The organism is Micromonospora sp. NPDC048835, from assembly GCF_040649995.1.
Classification (GTDB): domain Bacteria; phylum Actinomycetota; class Actinomycetes; order Mycobacteriales; family Micromonosporaceae; genus Micromonospora.
The window spans coordinates 14403-32556 of the sequence record NZ_JBEZGM010000022.1 but is presented as its reverse complement, the minus strand read 5'-3'; the positions used below and the strand labels follow the sequence as shown (position 1 = coordinate 32556).

At 72.3% G+C, this 18154-nt stretch carries 13 protein-coding genes; 9 read left to right on the top strand and 4 right to left on the bottom strand.

The annotated features are described in order from the left end of the window. Positions 1-209: 209 nt before the first annotated feature. Complete coding sequence (locus AB0C15_RS24015; protein WP_088991540.1) at positions 210-1004, bottom strand: hypothetical protein; 795 nt, start codon at positions 1002-1004, stop codon at positions 210-212. A 497-nt stretch (positions 1005-1501) separates the two neighbouring features. Here AB0C15_RS24015 and AB0C15_RS24010 point away from each other — a divergent pair, with 497 nt between their 5' ends. Next, positions 1502-2314 carry a DUF3097 domain-containing protein gene (locus tag AB0C15_RS24010; protein WP_269683269.1) on the top strand — a complete coding sequence of 271 codons (813 nt, stop codon included), beginning with the start codon at positions 1502-1504 and terminating at the stop codon, positions 2312-2314. A gap of 294 nt (positions 2315-2608) precedes the next feature. Here the strand turns inward: AB0C15_RS24010 and AB0C15_RS24005 are convergent, their stop codons facing one another. Then, positions 2609-3922 (bottom strand): serine hydrolase domain-containing protein, encoded by a 1314-nt coding sequence (locus AB0C15_RS24005; protein ID WP_357355367.1) that lies wholly within the window; start codon positions 3920-3922, stop codon positions 2609-2611. Between the two features lie 120 nt (positions 3923-4042). On the opposite strand from AB0C15_RS24005, the gene AB0C15_RS24000 reads away from it, so the two are divergent. From AB0C15_RS24000 to AB0C15_RS23985, 4 genes are all read left to right on the top strand, one after another. Continuing rightward, the gene (locus AB0C15_RS24000; RefSeq protein WP_354944500.1) at positions 4043-4516 is read left to right on the top strand and encodes an NfeD family protein; all 474 of its coding nucleotides are present in this window, start codon (positions 4043-4045) and stop codon (positions 4514-4516) included. 5 nt (positions 4517-4521) lie between these two features. Further along, positions 4522-5628: an SPFH domain-containing protein gene (locus tag AB0C15_RS23995; protein ID WP_357355365.1), complete on the top strand. Its 1107-nt coding sequence runs from the start codon at positions 4522-4524 to the stop codon at positions 5626-5628. 137 nt (positions 5629-5765) lie between these two features. Further along, positions 5766-6533 carry a hypothetical protein gene (locus AB0C15_RS23990; protein WP_357355363.1) on the top strand — a complete coding sequence of 256 codons (768 nt, stop codon included), beginning with the start codon at positions 5766-5768 and terminating at the stop codon, positions 6531-6533. A 254-nt stretch (positions 6534-6787) separates the two neighbouring features. Further along, a complete protein-coding gene (locus AB0C15_RS23985; RefSeq protein ID WP_357355361.1) occupies positions 6788-8986 on the top strand; it encodes a transglycosylase domain-containing protein in 2199 nt (732 codons plus the stop codon). Between the two features lie 103 nt (positions 8987-9089). Here AB0C15_RS23985 and AB0C15_RS23980 read toward each other — a convergent pair whose 3' ends face one another. Then, positions 9090-10937, bottom strand: a complete 1848-nt coding sequence (locus AB0C15_RS23980) for a thiamine pyrophosphate-requiring protein (RefSeq protein WP_357355359.1) — start codon at positions 10935-10937, stop codon at positions 9090-9092. 92 nt (positions 10938-11029) lie between these two features. Here AB0C15_RS23980 and AB0C15_RS23975 point away from each other — a divergent pair, with 92 nt between their 5' ends. Genes AB0C15_RS23975 through AB0C15_RS23965 form a run of 3 tightly spaced genes read left to right on the top strand, consistent with a single transcriptional unit; the run spans position 11030 to position 15152 of the window. After that, positions 11030-11878 (top strand): RNA methyltransferase, encoded by an 849-nt coding sequence (locus tag AB0C15_RS23975; protein WP_357355481.1) that lies wholly within the window; start codon positions 11030-11032, stop codon positions 11876-11878. A 47-nt stretch (positions 11879-11925) separates the two neighbouring features. After that, complete coding sequence (argG, locus tag AB0C15_RS23970; RefSeq protein WP_357355357.1) at positions 11926-13377, top strand: argininosuccinate synthase; 1452 nt, start codon at positions 11926-11928, stop codon at positions 13375-13377. 47 nt (positions 13378-13424) lie between these two features. Then, complete coding sequence (locus tag AB0C15_RS23965) at positions 13425-15152, top strand: PucR family transcriptional regulator (protein ID WP_357355479.1); 1728 nt, start codon at positions 13425-13427, stop codon at positions 15150-15152. Between the two features lie 208 nt (positions 15153-15360). Here AB0C15_RS23965 and AB0C15_RS23960 read toward each other — a convergent pair whose 3' ends face one another. Further along, entirely contained in the window at positions 15361-16710 is a 1350-nt protein-coding gene (locus AB0C15_RS23960; RefSeq protein WP_357355355.1) for a hypothetical protein, read from the bottom strand. A gap of 82 nt (positions 16711-16792) precedes the next feature. On the opposite strand from AB0C15_RS23960, the gene murD reads away from it, so the two are divergent. Next, positions 16793-18139 (top strand): UDP-N-acetylmuramoyl-L-alanine--D-glutamate ligase, encoded by a 1347-nt coding sequence (gene murD / locus AB0C15_RS23955; protein ID WP_357355353.1) that lies wholly within the window; start codon positions 16793-16795, stop codon positions 18137-18139. The last annotated feature ends 15 nt before the right edge of the window (positions 18140-18154 follow it).

Genomic DNA, 18154 nt, shown 5'->3' with positions numbered 1-18154 from the left:
CGTTCGCGTCGGACCCGGGCGGCGGCGGCGTACCCGATGCGGCGGTGTGGCGCGCAGGGCCGGGCGCACCGGGCGCGCGGCCGGACCGGCGCGCGGCCGGCGTGGCGCACGTGGCGCGTTGCTCGACTGGCCATCGGCGCGCGGCCGGCGCGGCGCACCCTGCGGAGCTGGCCCATCGGCGCGCGGCCGAATGGGGGTGGGGTGACCGGTCAGGGGCGCAGTGGGGCGTTGCAGGCGGCCACCAGCGCCTGCCGGCACGCCGCGGTGAGCGGACGAAGCGCGGCGTCGCGCTGCTGGGCCTCGTAGTTGTTGATCGCACCACCCGGGGCGGCGTGCCCGGCCAGCGCGAGCACCCGGTCGAGCACCGCAGCTCGGGCGAAGAGCCTTCGGGCCCGCGGGTCGAAGCCCGGCGGCAGGTCGGTGGCGCCGTCGGGGCGGCGCAGCGCGGCCAGTGCGCCGGCCAGCTCGGGCCGCCACTGGGCCACGTCGAGGCGGGTCAACGCGGCGGTCGTCTCGGCGAGCGCGGCGGCCAGTTCGGCCTCCGCCTCAGCGGCGCCGGGCAACGAGAGCGACGCGGCGGGGGCGTTGGCGGGCAGCGGGTACACCCGCCACAGCACCGTCTCGAAACAGTCTCCCGAGCCGGAGGTGTGCGAGCGCACCTCCGGGATCAACCCGAGCCCGCCGGCCACCACCGCCTCGCCCGCGACAAGCGCCGCACCGGCGAAGTCGCCGGGGCCGGGCAAGCCCCGAGGGTCGCCGGGCGCGGGCAGCACCAGGCGGATCTCGTCCGGGGAGAGCTTGGCCAGGGTGGGCAGCGCGGCGCCCAGCGGAACGTCGGTCCAGGTGCCCGGGGCGTCCGCGACGAGGTGCTCCTCGTCGCCGGCGATGGCGTCGGCGACTTCGTCGTACGGCACCAACCCGGCACGCCACGCGCGCACCCAGGCAACGAACCGGCTCGACCGGCGCGGCGCGAGTGTGGCCGCGCCCGTTGCGGGGGTGGACATGCCGAAAGGGTACGTGGTCACCACCGGCCGTGTCTCGACTGCCGCTCCGGCCGCCCGCCCTGCCCCCAACTGCCCAGTTCGCCCCGTCTCGCCTGGCCTGCGTCCACCCGCCACTACACCCCTCGCCTTGGCCTCGCCCTCGCCTTGGCCTTGCCGGTGCTTTGGCCTTGCCCGTGCCTTCGCCTTGCCCGTGCCTTCGCCTTGCCCGTGCCTTCGCCTTGCCCGTGCCTTCGCCTCGCCCGTGCCTTCGCCTCGGCCGTGCCTTCGCCTCGCCTCTGCCCCTGCCTTCGTCCGAGCCTGCGCCGTCTTCCGCAGCCACCACCTCTCGCCCTCGCGCGGCGCTCACGCCGATCATGAAGTCGGGGTGGGGACCCCCGATCACGGGTTTGGTGTGCGGCACCCCAACTCGCTGATCGGTGTGGTGGATGGGGTCGGCGAGGGTTGTGGGGCGGTGTGTCGGGGCGTGGTGGGCGCGGGCCGGGGTTAGCGTGATCGACATGGCGGGGCGATACGGCGAGGACGTGTTGGCGGGGGACTGGCGGCGGCGGAAGGTCACCCCCGAGGTGGACGCCGAACCGGACCTCGTGGTGGAGGACGCCGACTCGGGGTTCTGCGGCGCGGTGGTCGGCTTCGAAGCTGGCGCGGTGGTGTTGGAGGACCGGCACGGCAAACGGCGCAACTTCCCTTTGCTGCCAGCAGCTTTCCTGCTCGACGGTCGCCCGGTCACACTGCGCCGTCCGACCCGCGCGCCGGTGCCGGCGGCCCGTCGACGGACGGCATCCGGCTCGGTGGCGGTGGACAACGTCCGGGCCCAGGTCGCCAAGGCGAGCCGGATCTGGGTGGAGGGCATCCACGACGCCGCGCTTGTCGAGCGGATCTGGGGCGACGACCTGCGCATCGAGGGCGTCGTCGTGGAACCGTTGGACGGCATCGATGACCTCGACGCCGACGTACGCGACTTCGGCCCCGCCCCGACCCGGCGACTCGGCGTCCTCGTCGACCACCTGGTGCCGGGAAGCAAGGAGAGCCGCATCGTGGCCCGGGTGACGTCGCCGTACGTGCTGGTGACGGGCCATCCCTACGTGGATGTGTGGCAGGCGGTCAAGCCGACCGCGCTGGGTATCGCGGCGTGGCCGGTGGTGCCGCCGGGGCGTCCCTGGAAGGAGGGGGTCTGCGCGGCCCTCGGAGTGGCCGAGCCGGCCGACATGTGGCGGCACATCCTGTCCCGGGTGAACAGCTTCGCCGACGTGGAGACCCCACTGATCAACGCCATGGAACGTCTCATCGACTTCGTCACCGAGCCAGCCTGACCCTCTGCTGCCCCGCCCGCCCCGCCCGCCGCGCCCGCCGGCCGCCGCCGCCCGCCGCCGCCCGCGCCGGCGCCCGCCCGCGCCGCCGCCGCGCAGCCCCCAGGATCCGCGCAGTTTCCCTGATGTTGCTGCCTCGGGGCGGTGCGAGGCAGCAACATCCCTGATGTTGCGCGGATCTTGCGGGCGTCGCGGGGTGGGATGGGGTCGGACAGGGCCCCGCGAGGCGAGGCGGGGCCCCGCGAGGCGAGGCGTCGCGTCGCGTCGCGGGGCGGGCCGCGGTGGGGCGGGTGGCGGTCAGGGCTCCTGGTCGGGGGTGCGGCTGTAGACGAAGGTGGCGATGTCCAGTGCGACCGCCGCGCCCTGCTCGTCGCGGCGGACTGTGAGGATTTCGCCGTCCTGCCCGCCGGCCCGACCTCGCCAGCGGTCCGGTCCCTCGGGGACGAACCGCAGGTTCGGTGCGCCGACCGGGCCGGCGAGCAGGTTGCCGTCGGGGTCCGCGTACACCTCGATTGTCGTGCCCATCCACCACCAGCGGCCGGTCAGTTCGGCGAGTTCGGCGGACGGCGGGGCGGCCGCCGGCCGCCAGGGGGTGACCGGCGTGGGTTCGGCGTCGAGCACCAGGGTGAGCAGTTGCCGCCCGAGGACGCCGAGGTGCACCCCCCGCAGGGTGTACGCGTTGACCAGGCCGACCACTGCGGTGCGGCTGGGTCGGTGCACGGCCAGCGAGGCGCCGTAGCCGGGCATCGAGCCGCCGTGTCCGACGTACACCCGGTTGCCGGTGCGGAAGAGTTCCAGCCCGAGACCGTGCCCGTGGGTCCAGGCCTCGTGGTCGCTGATGACGACGGGTGAGCACATTTCGGTCAGGGTCTCGGGGGCCAGCACGGACGGGTCGGGGTTGGCCAGGAACGCGGCCCAGCGGCCCAGGTCCTCGATCGTCGACCAGAGCTGCCCGGCGGGGGCCATGGCGCCGGTGTCGGTGCGGGGTTCCTCGCGCAACGTGTCGTACCACGGGTGGACGACGTAACCGCGGGCGTACGGCTCGGTGGCCGCGTAGGTGGTGCGGCGCAGTCCCAGCGGGGTGAGGACCCGTTCGCCGAGGAGGTCGGCCCAGGGTGTCCCGGTGAGTTGTTCGAGTAGCCCGCCGAGCAGCCCGTACGCCAGGTTGGAGTAGTGGTACGTGCGGTGCGGCGGGTAAGCGATCTTGTCGGCGTCGACGTCGGCGAGCAGGGTGGTCAGGTCGACGCCGGCCGCTCGTTCCCACCAGTCGCCCTCGGGTTCGCGTTGGATGCCGCTGGCGTGGGCGAGCAGTTGGCGCAGGGTGAGCGCGCCCACGCCGGTGCCCGGCAGGTGCCGCTCGAGCGGGTCGTCGAGGGTCAGCCGCCCGGCGTCGCGCAGTTGCAGGATCAGGGTGGCGGTCATCGTCTTGCTGATCGAGCCCAGCCGGTACTGCAGGTCGACGTCCGGGCGGGGGTGTTCACCGGCGGTGGCCACGTGCACCAGCGCGCCGTCGCGGACGACACCCAGCACCAGCGACGGGGCGTGACCGTCGGCCTGTGCCTGGGCGACCCGGGTGTCGATCTGTCGGACGGTCTCGGGTAACAGGGTCAACGGGATCTCCTCGGGTCGGGCCGTCGATTCGTGGTGGTTTGGCGGGCCGGGAAGGGTTTCGCCGAGCCTACTGATCTTCGCGGGGAGGTCGCGCGTGCATTTGCGTGTCACGATCGTGGTGTGGACGCCGTGGTGTGGATCGTTGTGGGTGTGCTGCTGGCCGTCGCGGAGATTTTCACGACGACGCTGTTTCTGATCATGTTCGGGGCCGGTGCGTTCGCTGCCGCCGGTGCGGCCGCCCTGGGCGCGCCGGTCGCCGTGCAGGCGTTGGTCTTCGCGGTGGTGTCGGCGTTGAGCCTGGTGGTGGTCCGACCGGTCATCCGGCGGCACAGCCGCTCCGCGCTGGAGAGCGGCGAGCAGCCGTTCGGTGTGGAGGCGATCGAGGGCTCCACGGCGCTGGTGCTGGAACGGGTGGACGCCGAGCAGGGTCTCGTCAAGATCGACGGTGAGTTGTGGAGCGCCCGGTCGTACGACACGACACAGGTGTACGACCCCGGTCAACGGGTTCGGGTGATAAAGGTCCGGGGCGCGACCGCCCTGGTGTGGCAGGACGATGTTTCTTCCGCCGGCGAGCTGCCGGAATCGAGAGGGTGAACGGGATGACGTTTCTCGGGGTGGTGGTGATCGCGGTGGCGCTGATCGCCGTGATAACGCTGGCCAAGGCGGTACGGATCGTGCCGCAGCAGCGCCAGGACGTGGTGGAACGGCTCGGCAAGTACAAGCGCACCCTCAGCCCCGGCCTCAACCTGCTGGTGCCGTTCATCGACGCGGTCCGTACCAAGGTCGACATGCGGGAGCAGGTGGTCAGCTTCCCGCCGCAGCCGGTGATCACCTCGGACAACCTGGTGGTCTCGATCGACACGGTTCTCTACTTCAAGGTGGTCGACTCGGTCCGCGCGACCTACGAGATCTCCAGCTTCCTCCAGGCCATCGAGCAGTTGACCGTCACCACGTTGCGTAACGTGATCGGCTCGTTGGACCTGGAGCGGGCGCTGACCAGCCGGGACGAGATCAACCGGCACCTCTCCGGTGTGCTGGACGAGACCACCGGCCGCTGGGGCATCAAGGTGACCCGGGTCGAGATCAAGGCGATCGAGCCGCCGGCCAGCATCCGCGACTCGATGGAGAAGCAGATGCGCGCCGAACGGGACCGCCGCGCGGCGATCCTGACCGCCGAGGGCCACAAGCAGTCGCAGATCCTCACCGCCGAGGGTGAGAAGCAGTCGGCGGTGCTGCGGGCCGACGGCGACCGGCAGGCCCGCATCCTGCAGGCCGAGGGTCAGGCGAAGGCGATCCGGACGGTCTTCGACGCGATCCACCAGGCCAACCCGAGCCAGAAGGTGCTCGCCTACCAGTACCTGCAGGCCCTGCCGCAGATCGCCCAGGGCAGCGCCAACAAGGTCTGGATCGTCCCGGCCGAGCTGACCAAGGCCCTGGAGGGGATGGGTGGCGCGCTCGGCGGGTTGAGCCAGATGGTGGGGGACCTGCCCGCGCCGGAGGCCGCGGACCACGCGAGCCAGGTCGAGCGCGAGGCCGCGGAGGCGGCGCAGGCGGCGGCGGACGCCGCCCAGCAGATCCACGACGAGGTACGCGTCGCCGAGGCGCAGGCCACCGGCGGCAACAAGCCGCAGGGGCTGCCCGCGCCGGAGCCGGTGTCGCCGGCCAGCCTGGTCGAGGACCCGGCGGATCAGCGTGAGCGGGGCTGACCCGGTACGCCGTTAATGCGAGAAAGACTCATGGGGCGCTCCGACGCCTGCCACGATCGGTCCTAGGACGGGTGGTGACCAGGCAATCGGGGCGCCCCGGCGCGTTCCGCACCGCTCGACGACGAGCGAGGTGACGCATGAAGGATCCGGCGAATCGGATGTGGTCCTCGGCCCCGGTGCCCGGCGCGCACGACCCGGTCGCCCCGCTGGGCTCCCGGCGCAGCGGTGGCGGGTTCGGCGTACTGCCCTTCGTCGGCGAACCGACTCCGGGCGCCCCCGCCACGAACGCCAGTTGGGCCTGGTCGGTACGCCGGTTCGCGCGGGCGGCGGTCTGGCTGCTGCCCGCGTACGCCATCCTCTACGGCGCGGTGGCGATGGCCAGCGACGGAGGGGTGGGCAACGACCCCTATCCGGCCGACGGCCGCGCGGTGTACCTGATCGGGTGGGTGGCCGCGGTCTGGCTCGGCCTGCTCGCGCTGCTGGCCCTCACCGGCCTGCTGGCCGCGACCCGCAGCCGCCGGGTGGCCGCCGCCGGGCTGCTGGTCAGCATCGCCGGCACCGTGCTGATGCTGCCGTTCGCCGGGTTCGAGGAGCAGACGCCGGTCTTCGGCACCACCGCGCGGTCGCTGGTCCTGCTCGGCGCCACGTTCTACAGCGTGGGCTGGTTCCTCACCGGGTGGGCGGTGGCCCGCTCGGGCACCTTCAGTCTCGGCGACGGCGTCATGCTGATCATCGCGGCTCCGCTGCTCGGCCTGGGTGGTGCCCTGATCGGCTCGTTGCAGACGTTCGGTGCGATCTTCGTGCTGATCGCCGGCATCGGCATCGGCTACCGCTCCGGCCGCCTGATGCCCCGCGAAACCGCCAGGGATGCCGCCGCCGCCAGCCTGAGCACCCCAAACCCCTAACCCCACCCCCCACCCCACCCACCCCACCCACCCACCCACCCCACCCCCCGCCACCCGCCCCTGGTGATCAAGAGGTTTGCGTCAGTCAAAGGCTGATTCTTGACGCAAACCTCTTGATCACCGAGCAGGGAGGTGGGGGTGGGGGTGGGGGTGGGGGTTGGGGGTGGGGGGGAGGTGGGGGGTGGCCGTGAAGTTGCTGACAATTGGGGGGTGGGGGTGGTCGGTTGGCGTTATTTGTGGCAATCCTGGGTTGCATGGCCGCCCCCCGCTCGCCGCTGTCGCGGCTGTTCACCGTGCTGCTCGCCGGCGTGTTGGCCGGGCTTGTCCTGGCAGTCGCCGCACTGCCGGGCAACCTGATGCTCGGGCTCACCGCCCGCTCCGCGCTCGGGTCGTACGCCGCGTTGCCGGCCTCGCTGAAGACCCCGGCCACGCCGCAGCGCTCGTACCTCTACGCCAGCGACGGCAAGACGCTGATCACCACGTTCTACGACGTGAATCGCACGGATGTTCCGTTGTCGGAGATCGCCCCGGTGATGCGGCAGGCGATCGTGGCGGCCGAGGACCGGCGCTTCTACGACCACGGCGGCGCGGACCTGCGCGGCCTCGCCCGGGCGCTGGTGGCAAACGTCAAGGGCGGCGGCACCGAGCAGGGCGGCTCGACGCTGACCATGCAGTACGTGCGTAACGTGCTCAAGACCGACCCCACCCGCACCGCCGAGGAGCGGGCCGCGGCGACCGACCCGACCGTCGGCCGCAAGATCCAGGAGATCCGGTACGCGAGTGCGCTGGACAAGAGCCTCGGCAAGGACGAGATCCTCGACCGGTATCTGAACATCGCCTACTTCGGCTCCGGCGCGTACGGGATCGCGGCGGCCAGCCAGCGGTACTTCGGCAAGCCTCCGGCGCAGTTGACCCTCGGTGAGTCGGCGCTGCTGGCCGGTCTGGTGCAGTCCCCGGACGCGTACAGCCCGATCAGTGGCGACAAGGACGAAGCGGTGACCCGCCGGTCGTACGTGCTGGACTCGATGGTCGCCACCAACGCGATCACCGCCGCCCAGGCGGCCCAGGCCAAGGCCGAGCCGCTGACCCTGCACCCCACCGCCCAGCCCAACGGCTGCACCGCCGTCTCCCAGGGCCACGACGACTGGGGCTTCTTCTGCGACTACCTGCGCCAGTGGTGGCTGACCCAGCCGGCCTTCGGGGCCACCGTCGCGGAGCGGGAGCAGGCGCTGCGCTCGGGCGGCTACACCGTGGTCACCTCGCTGGACCCGAAGATCCAGGCCACCGCGCAGCAGCAGGCCACCAAGGTCTACGGGTACGACAACAAGCGCGCCCTGCCGATCGCGGCGGTCCAGCCGGGCACCGGGCGGGTGTTGGCGATGGCGGTCAACCGGCACTACAGCCTGGCCGACAACCCGGGCGGGCAGGCGAATCACCCCAACACCGTGAACCCGTTGATCTCCGGGGGAGCCAGCGTCGACGGGTACCAGGCGGGTTCGACGTTCAAGCTGTTCACCATGCTCGCCGCGCTGGAGTCGGGCCGTACCCTCTCCACCGGTTTCGACGCGCCCGCCAAGCTGCCCACCCGGTACGCCGCCGAGGGGCCGGGAAGCTGCGACGGTCGCTGGTGCCCGGCGAACGCCAACCCGGAGTGGATGGACGGGTACCGGATGATGTGGGACGGCTTCGGTCGTTCGGTGAACACCTACTTCGTCTGGTTGGCCGAGCAGGTCGGCCAGGACAAGGTGGTCGAGATGGCGCAGCGGCTCGGCATCACGTTCCGTGCCGACTCGGACGCCGCCTTCGCCAAGAACAACGCCGCGAACTGGGGCTCGTTCACCCTCGGGGTGGCGGCCACCACCCCGCTGGACCTGGCCAACGCGTACGCCACGGTGGCCGCCGAAGGCACCTACTGCACGCCGGTGCCGGTGGTCTCGGTGACCGGCGCGGACGGCAAGAAGGTGCCGGTCGGGCAGCCCTCCTGCAAGCGGGTGCTCGACGCCGACGTCGCCCGTGCCGCGACCGACGCGGCGCGCTGCCCGGTGGGCCAGCAGTCCGCGTTCGGGCAGTGCAACGGCGGCACCGCCACCGGTGTGAACGAGATCCTCGACGGTCGACCGGTGGCCGGTAAGACGGGTAGCTCGGAGCAGAACTCCACCGAGACGTTCGTCGGCTTCACCCCGCAGGTCGCGGTGGCCGGCATCGCCGCCAACCCGGACGACCCGGCCGACTCGGTGGGGTCGGCGGTGCAGAGCAAGGTGATCGACGCGGTCGCCCGGGTCATCGCCAGCGCGGTGAAGGGCCAGCCGGAGAAGGCGTTCGCGGCGCCCAGCAAGGAGTTGGCCGGCGAGCCGCACCGCCCGGTCGAGCGCCCCAAGCCCCCGCAGAGCCCGCCGAACCAGAACGACGACCCCCTGTCCCCCCTGGAACGCTGGCTGAACCGCCGAGGCTAGGTGCACTCGCTTCGTCGATCATGGACTTGTGGTGCCCGTTATGTTGAGCATCGGGTCTTTTGTCTACCACCACAACTCCATGATCGACGGCCTGGGGTGGGGGTCAGGGCTGGCGGCGGCGGGGGCGGTAGCTGGCCAGGGTGGCCGGGAGGCCGCGGCGGATGATTCCGGCCCAGTCGGTGTCGCCGCGCAGCACCGCCGCGGCGGTCTTGCGGGCCTGTTCGACGGTGAAGTGTGGTGGCAGCATCAGCTCGGCCGGGTCGACCAGGGCGTTGATCACCACCGGGCGGTCGGCGGTGAGCGCGCGGTCCCAGACGTCCCGCACCTGCTCGGGTGAGTCGACCAGCTCGCCGTGCAGCCCGAGCACCTCGGCCCACTGATGGTAGGCGATGTCCGGCAGTTGCTGGCTGTCCGGGAACATCGGCGTCCCCTCGGTGGAGCGCTGTTCCCAGCTGACGAACGCCAGGTCCCGGTTGTTGAGCACCAGCACCACGAAGCGCGGGTCGGCCCAGCTGCGCCAGTACTTTGCCACGGTGATCAGCTCGTTGACGCCGTTCATCTGCATGGCACCGTCGCCGATCAGCGCGACGAGCGGGCGGTCCGGGTGGGCGAACTTGGCGCTGAGCGCGTACGGCATGGCGCCGCCCATGGACAGCAGCGTGCCGGAGAGGCTGGCCAGCATGCCGGGGCGTACCTGGATGTGCCGGGCGTACCAGGCGGTGGTGGTGCCGCAGTCGACGGCGAGCAGCACGTCGTCGGGGAGCCGCTCGTTGAGGGTGTGGAAGAGCAACTGCGGGTTGACCGGGTCGGCGGTCTGCTCGGCCAGGTCGTGTTGCACCCGGCGCCAGGCGGAGGTGGCCTCGGTGACCTCGGCCCGCCAGGCGGTCGGGCCGGGGCCGGGGCCCAGCTCGTTCAGCAACGCCCGCAGCGTGGGGCGGGCGTCGCCGGTCAGGTTCACCTCGGTCGGGTACCGCAGCCCGAGCTGGGTGCCGTCCAGGTCGATCTGCACCGCGCGGGCCTGCCCGGGTGGCGGGTAGAACTCCGAGTACGGCATGTTGCTGCCCACGATCAGCAGCCGGTCGCAGCCGTTCATGAGCTGCCAGCTCGGTCGGGTGCCGAGCAACCCGATCGCTCCGGTCACCCACGGCTCCCGGTGGTCGACGGCGGTGAAACCGAGCAGCGCGGTGGCCACGCCGGCCCCGAGTCGATCGGCGATCTCGCGGACCTCGTCGCGCGCGCCGAGGGCACCCTGGCCGACGAGCATGGCCACTCGCTGCCCGCCGCGCAGCACCTCGGCCGCTCGGCGTACGTCCGCCTCCGGTGGCACCGTCGGCGTGCTGCTCGGCGCGTTGCTGGTCTGGTAGTAGCCGTGCGCGTGCGGCGGGTTCGGGACGGCCGGCTCGTCCTGGATGTCCAGGGGCAGGATCAGGGCGGTGACGGTACGCCGGGCCAGCGCCGTCCGGCACGCCCGGTCGACCAGGTGGCGTACCTGTGCCGGGTGGTCGAGCTGGGCGAGGAACGCCGCGGCCACGTCCTTGTAGAGGGCGAGCAGGTCGACCTCCTGGTAGTAGCCGCCGCCCTCGGCGGTGGTCGCGGTGTGCCCGACCAGGGCGATCACCGGTTGGTGGTCGAGTTTCGCGTCGTACAGGCCGTTGAGCAGGTGGATGGCGCCCGGCCCGCTGGTGACGAGCGCGCAGCCCAGCGGGCCGCCGCCGTACTTGACGTGCGCGGACGCGGCGAAGCCTGCGGTCTCCTCGTGGCGGACCTGGACGAACTGGGCCCGCTCGTTGGTGCGTTGCAGCGCCGAGGTGAGGCCGTTGATGCCGTCGCCGGGATAGCCGAAGTAACGGCGTACGCCCCAGCTGAACAGTCGCGACACGATGTGGTCCGCGACGGTCGGACGTCGGGGCAGCGCGCCCGATTCGTCGGGCGCCGTCTGGTCTGCGCTCACCTGGCTGGTCCTTCCCGTCGAGTCCCGCGCTGGGCGGGTCATTCCCCTTCTTCTTCGGACAAAACACCCCGTCGGGCGGGCGTCGAAGCGGGCTGCTCCGCGTCCGGCAGAATCGTCGGGTGCCCGTCCACGAGATCACCGACCCCGACGACGACCGGATCGCCGACTACCGGGCGCTCACCGACGTCGAGCTGCGCACCCGCTGGGAGCCGCCGCACGGCCTGTTCATCGCCGAGGGGGAGCTGGTGCTGCGCCGGGCGCTGCGCGCGGGCTATCCGGCCCGGTCGTACCTCGTCGACGCCAAACGGGTGGACCAGCTCGCCGACCTGGACACCGGCGACGCGCCGGTCTACGCCGCGACGCCTGACGTGCTGCAACGGGCCACCGGCTTCCACGTACACCGGGGAGTGCTGGCGTCGTTCCACCGCCGGCCCCTGCCGACGGCGGCCGAGGTGCTCGCCACCGCGCGCCGGATCGTCGTCCTGGAGGACGTGAACAACCACACCAACCTGGGGGCGATCTTCCGGGGGGCCGCCGCGCTCGGCGTCGACGCGGTGCTGCTCTCGCCGACGTGCGCCGACCCGCTGTACCGGCGCAGCGTCCGGGTCAGCATGGGTGAGGTCTTCGCGCTGCCGTACGCGAAGCTCGACCGCTGGCCCGACGGCCTGGACCAGGTGCGGGAGGCCGGCTTCACGGTGCTCGCGATGACGCCCGCGCCGGACGCCGTACCGATGCAGCGGTTGACCCCGGCGCAGCGCGAGCGGGCGGCGTTGCTGCTCGGCGCGGAGGGGCCCGGTCTCACCGCGGCGGCCCAGGCGGCGAGTGACGTGCGGGTGGTCCTGCCGATGCGGCGTGGCGTCGACTCGTTGAACGTCGCCGCCGCGGCGGCGGTCGCCTTCTGGGAGTTGAGCCGCGACGACACGCCGTTCGACGGCGGGTAGACCACTTCGGCTTGCATGGCCATGCGTTCTATTGCATAATTTTCCCCGTGTCCAAGGTTCTCACCTCCCTGCCCACCGGCGAACGCGTCGGCATCGCCTTCTCCGGCGGCCTCGACACCTCTGTCGCGGTCGCGTGGATGCGCGACAAGGGCGCGATTCCCTGCGCCTACACCGCCGACATCGGCCAGTACGACGAGCCCGACATCGCCTCGGTGCCCGGCCGCGCGCTCAGTTACGGCGCCGAGCTGGGCCGCCTGGTCGACTGCCGCGCCGCCCTGGTCGAGGAGGGTCTGGCCGCGCTGACCTGCGGCGCCTTCCACATCCGCACCGGCGGGCGGGCGTACTTCAACACCACCCCGCTGGGCCGCGCCGTGACCGGCACCCTGTTGGTGCGGGCGATGGTCGCCGACGACGTGCAGATCTGGGGCGACGGCTCGACCTTCAAGGGCAACGACATCGAGCGGTTCTACCGCTACGGCCTGCTGGCCAACCCGATGCTGCGCATCTACAAGCCGTGGCTCGACACCGCCTTCGTCACCGAACTGGGTGGGCGTAAGGAGATGTCCGAGTGGCTGCTGGAACGCGGCCTGCCCTACCGGGACAGCACCGAGAAGGCGTACTCCACCGACGCCAACATCTGGGGCGCCACGCACGAGGCGAAGACCCTGGAGCACCTCGACACCGGCATCGAGACGGTCAACCCGATCATGGGCGTGCGGTTCTGGGACCCGTCCGTGGAGATCCCGACCGAGGACGTCACCGTCGGCTTCGACCAGGGCCGCCCGGTCACGATCAACGGCAAGGAGTTCGGCAGCGCCGTCGACCTGGTGCTGGAGGCCAACGCCATCGGCGGTCGGCACGGCCTGGGCATGTCGGACCAGATCGAGAACCGGATCATCGAGGCCAAGAGCCGCGGCATCTACGAGGCGCCCGGGATGGCGCTGCTGCACGCCGCGTACGAACGGCTCGTCAACGCGATCCACAACGAGGACACCCTCGCGAACTACCACAACGAGGGCCGCCGCCTCGGCCGGCTGATGTACGAGGGCCGCTGGCTGGACCCGCAGGCGCTGATGCTGCGTGAGTCGCTGCAGCGGTGGGTCGGCACGGCGGTCACCGGCGAGGTCACGCTGCGGCTGCGCCGGGGCGAGGACTACTCGATCCTGGACACCACCGGCCCGTCGTTCAGCTACCACCCCGACAAGCTGTCGATGGAGCGCACCGAGGACTCGGCGTTCGGCCCGTCGGACCGGATCGGCCAGCTCACCATGCGCAACCTGGACATCGCCGACTCCCGGTCCAAGCTTGAGCAGTACGCCTCCCTCGGCCTGGTCGGCGGCGGGACCCCGCAGCGGATGATCGGTGCCGCGCAGGCCGCCTCGACCGGGCTGATCGGCGCGATGCCCGAGGGTGGCGCGGAAGCCATCGCCTCCCGGGGCGTCGCCTCGGCGGAGGACGCGGCGCTCGACCGCGCCGCGATGGAGTTCGGCGTCGACTGACCCCGGCCGCAGGTGGCGCGTCGAGATCGGCGGTGACGCAGGGTAGCGTGGCGGCCGTGTTCCCTACCGTCCGTGAGGTCCTCGCCCTGGGCCCGGTCCGTCACGGCGCGCCGCGCGTGGTCGCCGGCGACGAAGGGTTGGACCGGCCCGTCCGTTGGGTGCACGTCGCGGAAGTGCCGGACATCGCCACCCTGCTCGGCGGCGGCGAACTGGTCCTCACCACCGGCATCGGCCTGCCCGGGGACGACGCCGGGCTGCGCGCCTTCATCGGTGACCTCGCCGACGTCGGAGTCTCCGGTCTCGTCGTCGAGCTGGGCCGCCGCTACGTCAGCGGGGTGCCCCGGGTGATGGCCGCCGCCGCCGAGCGGCGGGGGCTGCCCCTGGTGGAGCTGCGCCGGGCCACCCCGTTCGTCCGGATCACCGAGGCGGTGCACGCGCTGATCGTCGACGCGCAGCTCACCGAGCTGCGCGCCACCGAGGAGATCCACCAGCGGTTCAACGACCTGTCCGTGGAGGGCGCCGACGCCGCCGAGGTGATCCGCCAGGCCGCCGAACTCTCCGGATGCCCGGTGGTGCTGGAGAACCTGTCCCGGCAGGTGCTCGGGTACGACCCGGCGGGCGAGAGCGCCGAGCTGCTCCTGGACGGTTGGGAGCAGCACTCCCGGCGGATCCGCCCGGCCGGGCGGACCGCGTACGACGCGGACAGCGGCTGGCTGGTGACCACCGTCGGCGCCCGGGGGCAGGACTGGGGGCGACTACTGCTGCGCTGGCCGGCCAGCGGGGACGTGCCGAGCGCCCAGGCCGTCGAACCGACCGCCGGCACGCCGACCCGGCTCACCATCCTGATCGAGCGGGCCGCGTCCACCCTCGCGCTGGGTCGGCTGATCCGCCGCGACGCCGAGGGCCTGGAACGGCAGATCCACCGCACCCTGCTCACCGCGCTGCTCGACCACTCCCGCCCGGTGGACGAGGTGGGGCTGCGCGCCAAGGCGCTCGGCGTGATGCTCGACCGTCGCCACCTGGTCGGCGTGATGGTCCGGCACCGCGCCGACGACGCCGCCGGAGAGGCCGGCCCCGAGGCCGGCCAGGCCCGGCTGCGGGACCTCTCCGAAGCGGTCGGCCAGGCCCTGCGGGAGGCGAAGCTCACCGCGCTGACAAGCGCCGTCGACGACAACTCGGTGGGCGCGCTGCTGGCCCTACCGGACCCGGCCGCCGAGGACCGCGCGCTGTCCGCGTTCGCCAGCGCCCTTCGTCGGGTACGCCTCGACGCCGGCACCGGCCGCGCGTCCACCGTCGGTGTCGACCCGGCCCGGGGTGTCGACCCGGCTGCCGTGATCGTCGCCGCCGGATCGGGTGTGGGGAGTCTGCGGGAGGCCCGCAGGTCGCTCGTCGAGGCACGGCAGATCGCCGAGGCGGCCCGTCGGGACCGGCGTGACCTGCCGATCTTCCGGTTGCCGCACGTCGGGCTGGCCGGGCTGCTGCACCTGCTGCGCGACGAGCCCCGCCTGCAGACGTTCGTGGAGCGCGAACTCGGGGCGCTGCTGGAGTACGACGCCCGGCACCCCCGGGACCGGCTGCTCGACACCCTGCGCGCGTACCTGGAGCAGGGGCGCAACAAGTCCGCCGGTGCCGCCGCCGCCCACCTGTCCCGGCCGGCGTTCTACGAACGTCTGGCCCGCATCGCCCGCGTCCTCAACGTGGACCTCGACTCGGTAGAGGCCACCCTGTCCCTGCACGTGGCCCTACTGGCCCTGGAAGCAGTCCGAGCTCCGTAACCCCCGCCTCACGCTTCGGCGTGCCGCCTGGCTTCGGCGTGCCGCCTGGCTTCGACGTGGCCGGCCAGGCTGATTCGTCTACGGCATCAGCTCCAAAGGACCAGCGACACACACGTCACCGCCGGACGCCGCGAATACGTGCTGGTCCCCGTGGGCAACGCGAGCGCCGCGTCGACCCCCGGGTTCCGAGGCGTCGGGCCGTGCCGTGTCACATGAGAAGGTGCAGGGCCTTGTGGTAGGTGGGGGGGATGTGGTTGGGGCCGCCGGGGGTGAAGACGTCCGAGTGGGCGACCGTGGACCAGGCTGTCTCCGGGACGGCGTCGACCAGGGCCTGGACCACCGGGGCGTCGCGCCACTGGTCCTGCTCGGCGAGCAGGCCGAGGGCCACCACCGACTCCTCGACCTCGCCCACGCACTCGAACGGCTTGTGCCCGTCCACGCCCAGCAGCTCGCGGTAGCCGGGGATCTGCGACTCGTCGGCGAGCAGGTCACCGCCGAAGATGCCCACCACCCGCTCCCGGGGCATGAACGGCGCCATCGCCAGGAAGACGAACCGGCACTTCGGGCAGTCCCGGCACCAGCGCTCACTCGCGTCGCGCAGCTTGAACGCCTGGTTGCAGCTGGTCACCACGGCGTCGTACCGGGTGAACTCGGCGAACAGTCGGGCGATGTGCAGCTCGGACAGGGACCGGAGCAGGGAGAAGTACGGGTCGGTCAGACCGGCGTGCTCGGCCAGCGACGCCCGCAGCAGCCCCTCCGCCTCGACGCCCTTGGACCACTGGTGGTTGATCTCGTGACCGTCCCAGACCAGGTTCGGGTCGGACGCCGAACGCTCGTTGGACATCACCACCGGGCCCAGCCCGTGCAGGACGGCGGTGGCCACCGCGATGAGGGAGTTGATGGCGGTGACCGGGATGTGCCCGTTCAGCGCGCCGGCCGCGTTCAGGTCGAACAGCACCGGATCGATGCGCCGTCGGGCGGCGAGGGGGACCAGCCCGGAGGCCTCGTTGACGGCGACGATCACGTGGTTCGGGTTGACCGAGAACGGCACCGGGTCCAACTCGGCGCGGCGCAGCGCCTCCAGGCTGACGATGGAGTCCTTGCCGCCACCGACCGCCGAGAGCGGGCGGCGGTCCGAGTCGTCGTACACCCGGGGGGTCGACGGGGAGCCGGCCGGCACCTCCGGGCGCAGCGTGAGCACGTGCGGCAGTTGGTTGCGGTACGCGTACTCCGCGAGGCCCTTGGTGTAGACGGCCGTGACGTAGTCGACGGTGGCCGCGCCCAGCGGCGCCGGCAGCACGAGCCGGGGCGGCGCGGCGGCCTTGTAGTAGCTGACCCCGGCGACTAGGTGCAGCACCTCCAGCACCCGGTTTAGGGTCGCCACGGTCTCGTCCGAGGGTGGCTCCGCCGGCAGCGGAAGCGTGATCACTTCGGTGAACCGCTGCTCGCCGGCCGGGCCGGTCAGGGCGTAGTCGAACAACACCTCGCCGGTGGCGAAGTCGATCGAGTAGGACGGGAAGGTGAAGGCGTCCATCCGCCGGAGCTGCTCGTTGGGCACACGCCATACTAGGCCCTGGTTCGTCCGGCCGTGTCCGGACCGGGCCCGTCCTGCCGCCGCCGTGACCCCAGAGGAGAGCCCCGTGCGCCTGTCTGACCTGCGCGGACGTACCGTCGCCGTCTGGGGCACCGGTCGGGAGGGCCGGGCCGCTGTGACCGCCATCGCCGCGCACGGCCCGGCCGAGCTGGTCGCCGTCGACGACAGCGCGAACTTCCTGTCGTTGCCGTGGGACGGCCCGCTGGCCGAGGCGGCGCCGCTGGTCACCGGTGAGGCGGGCTTCGAACGGCTTGCCGCCGCGGACGTGGTGGTCCGGTCCCCGGGTGTGCCGCAGACCCACCCGTGGCTTGTCGAGCTGCGCCGCCGTGGCGTCATGGTGACCCAGGGCACCGCGCTGTGGATGGCCGACCACGCCGCGCGCACCGTCGGGGTCACCGGAAGCAAGGGCAAGAGCACCACCTCCAGCCTGATCAGTCACCTGCTCACCGCGCTGGGCCGGCCGAACGTCTTCGGCGGCAACATCGGGGTGCCGACCCTGGATCTGCCGGACGCGGAGCTGTACGTGCTGGAGCTGTCCAGCTACCAGTGCAGCGACCTCACCGACTCGCCCCGGGTGGCGGTGGTCACCGCGCTGTTCCCCGAGCACCTGGACGCGCACGGCGGGGAACGGGAGTACTACCGGGACAAGCTCAACCTGCTCGCCCACGACCCGCAGACGATCGTGGTCAACGGCGGCGACCCGCGGCTCGCCGCGGAGCTGGGGGAGCTGCCGGCGGTCCGGGCCGGTAGCCCCGACACCACCCATGTCGCCACCGGGGCCGACGGCACGCCGTGGTTCCACCTCGGTGCCCAGCCGCTCTTCCCGCGTGCCGTGCTGCCGCTCGTCGGCCGGCACAACGAGGGGAACCTCTGCGTGGCGCTCGCCGTGCTCGACGCGCTCGGCGTCGACGTGGTGGGCAACAGGGACCACCTCGCCGTCGCGGTCGCCGAGTTCCAGGGGCTGGCCCACCGGCTCACCGAGATCACCGACCCGTCCGGGCTGACCTTCGTCGACGACACCCTGGCCACCAGCCCGTACGCGGCCATGCACGCCATCGACGCGTACGACGGGCGGCCGTTGACGGTGATTGTCGGGGGCAACGACCGGGGTCTGGACTACACGCCGCTTGCCGAGCACCTGGCCGAGCGGGAGCTGACGGTGATCGGGATTCCGGACAGCGGCACCCGGATCGTCGAGGTGCTGGCCGGGCTGCCGAAGGTGCGTACCGAACTTGTCGACGACCTGGTGGACGCGGTCCGGCTGTCCCGCGAGGTGACCCCGGCCGGCGGGGTGGTGCTGCTGTCCCCGGCCGCGCCCAGCTACGGCCGGTTCCGCAACTTCGAGCACCGTTCCGAGGTCTTCGCCCAGGCCGTCGCCGACACCGCCGGCTGATCCCTCGACGACCTG

Excerpts from the sequence above, each read along its gene's own strand:
- AB0C15_RS24015 (WP_088991540.1), bottom strand. The coding sequence starts at position 1,004 with ATGTCCACCCCCGCAACGGGCGCGGCCACACTCGCGCCGCGCCGGTCG.
- AB0C15_RS24010 (WP_269683269.1), top strand. The coding sequence starts at position 1,502 with ATGGCGGGGCGATACGGCGAGGACGTGTTGGCGGGGGACTGGCGGCGG.
- AB0C15_RS23995 (WP_357355365.1), top strand. The coding sequence starts at position 4,522 with ATGACGTTTCTCGGGGTGGTGGTGATCGCGGTGGCGCTGATCGCCGTG.
- AB0C15_RS23990 (WP_357355363.1), top strand. The coding sequence starts at position 5,766 with ATGAAGGATCCGGCGAATCGGATGTGGTCCTCGGCCCCGGTGCCCGGC.
- AB0C15_RS23985 (WP_357355361.1), top strand. The coding sequence starts at position 6,788 with ATGGCCGCCCCCCGCTCGCCGCTGTCGCGGCTGTTCACCGTGCTGCTC.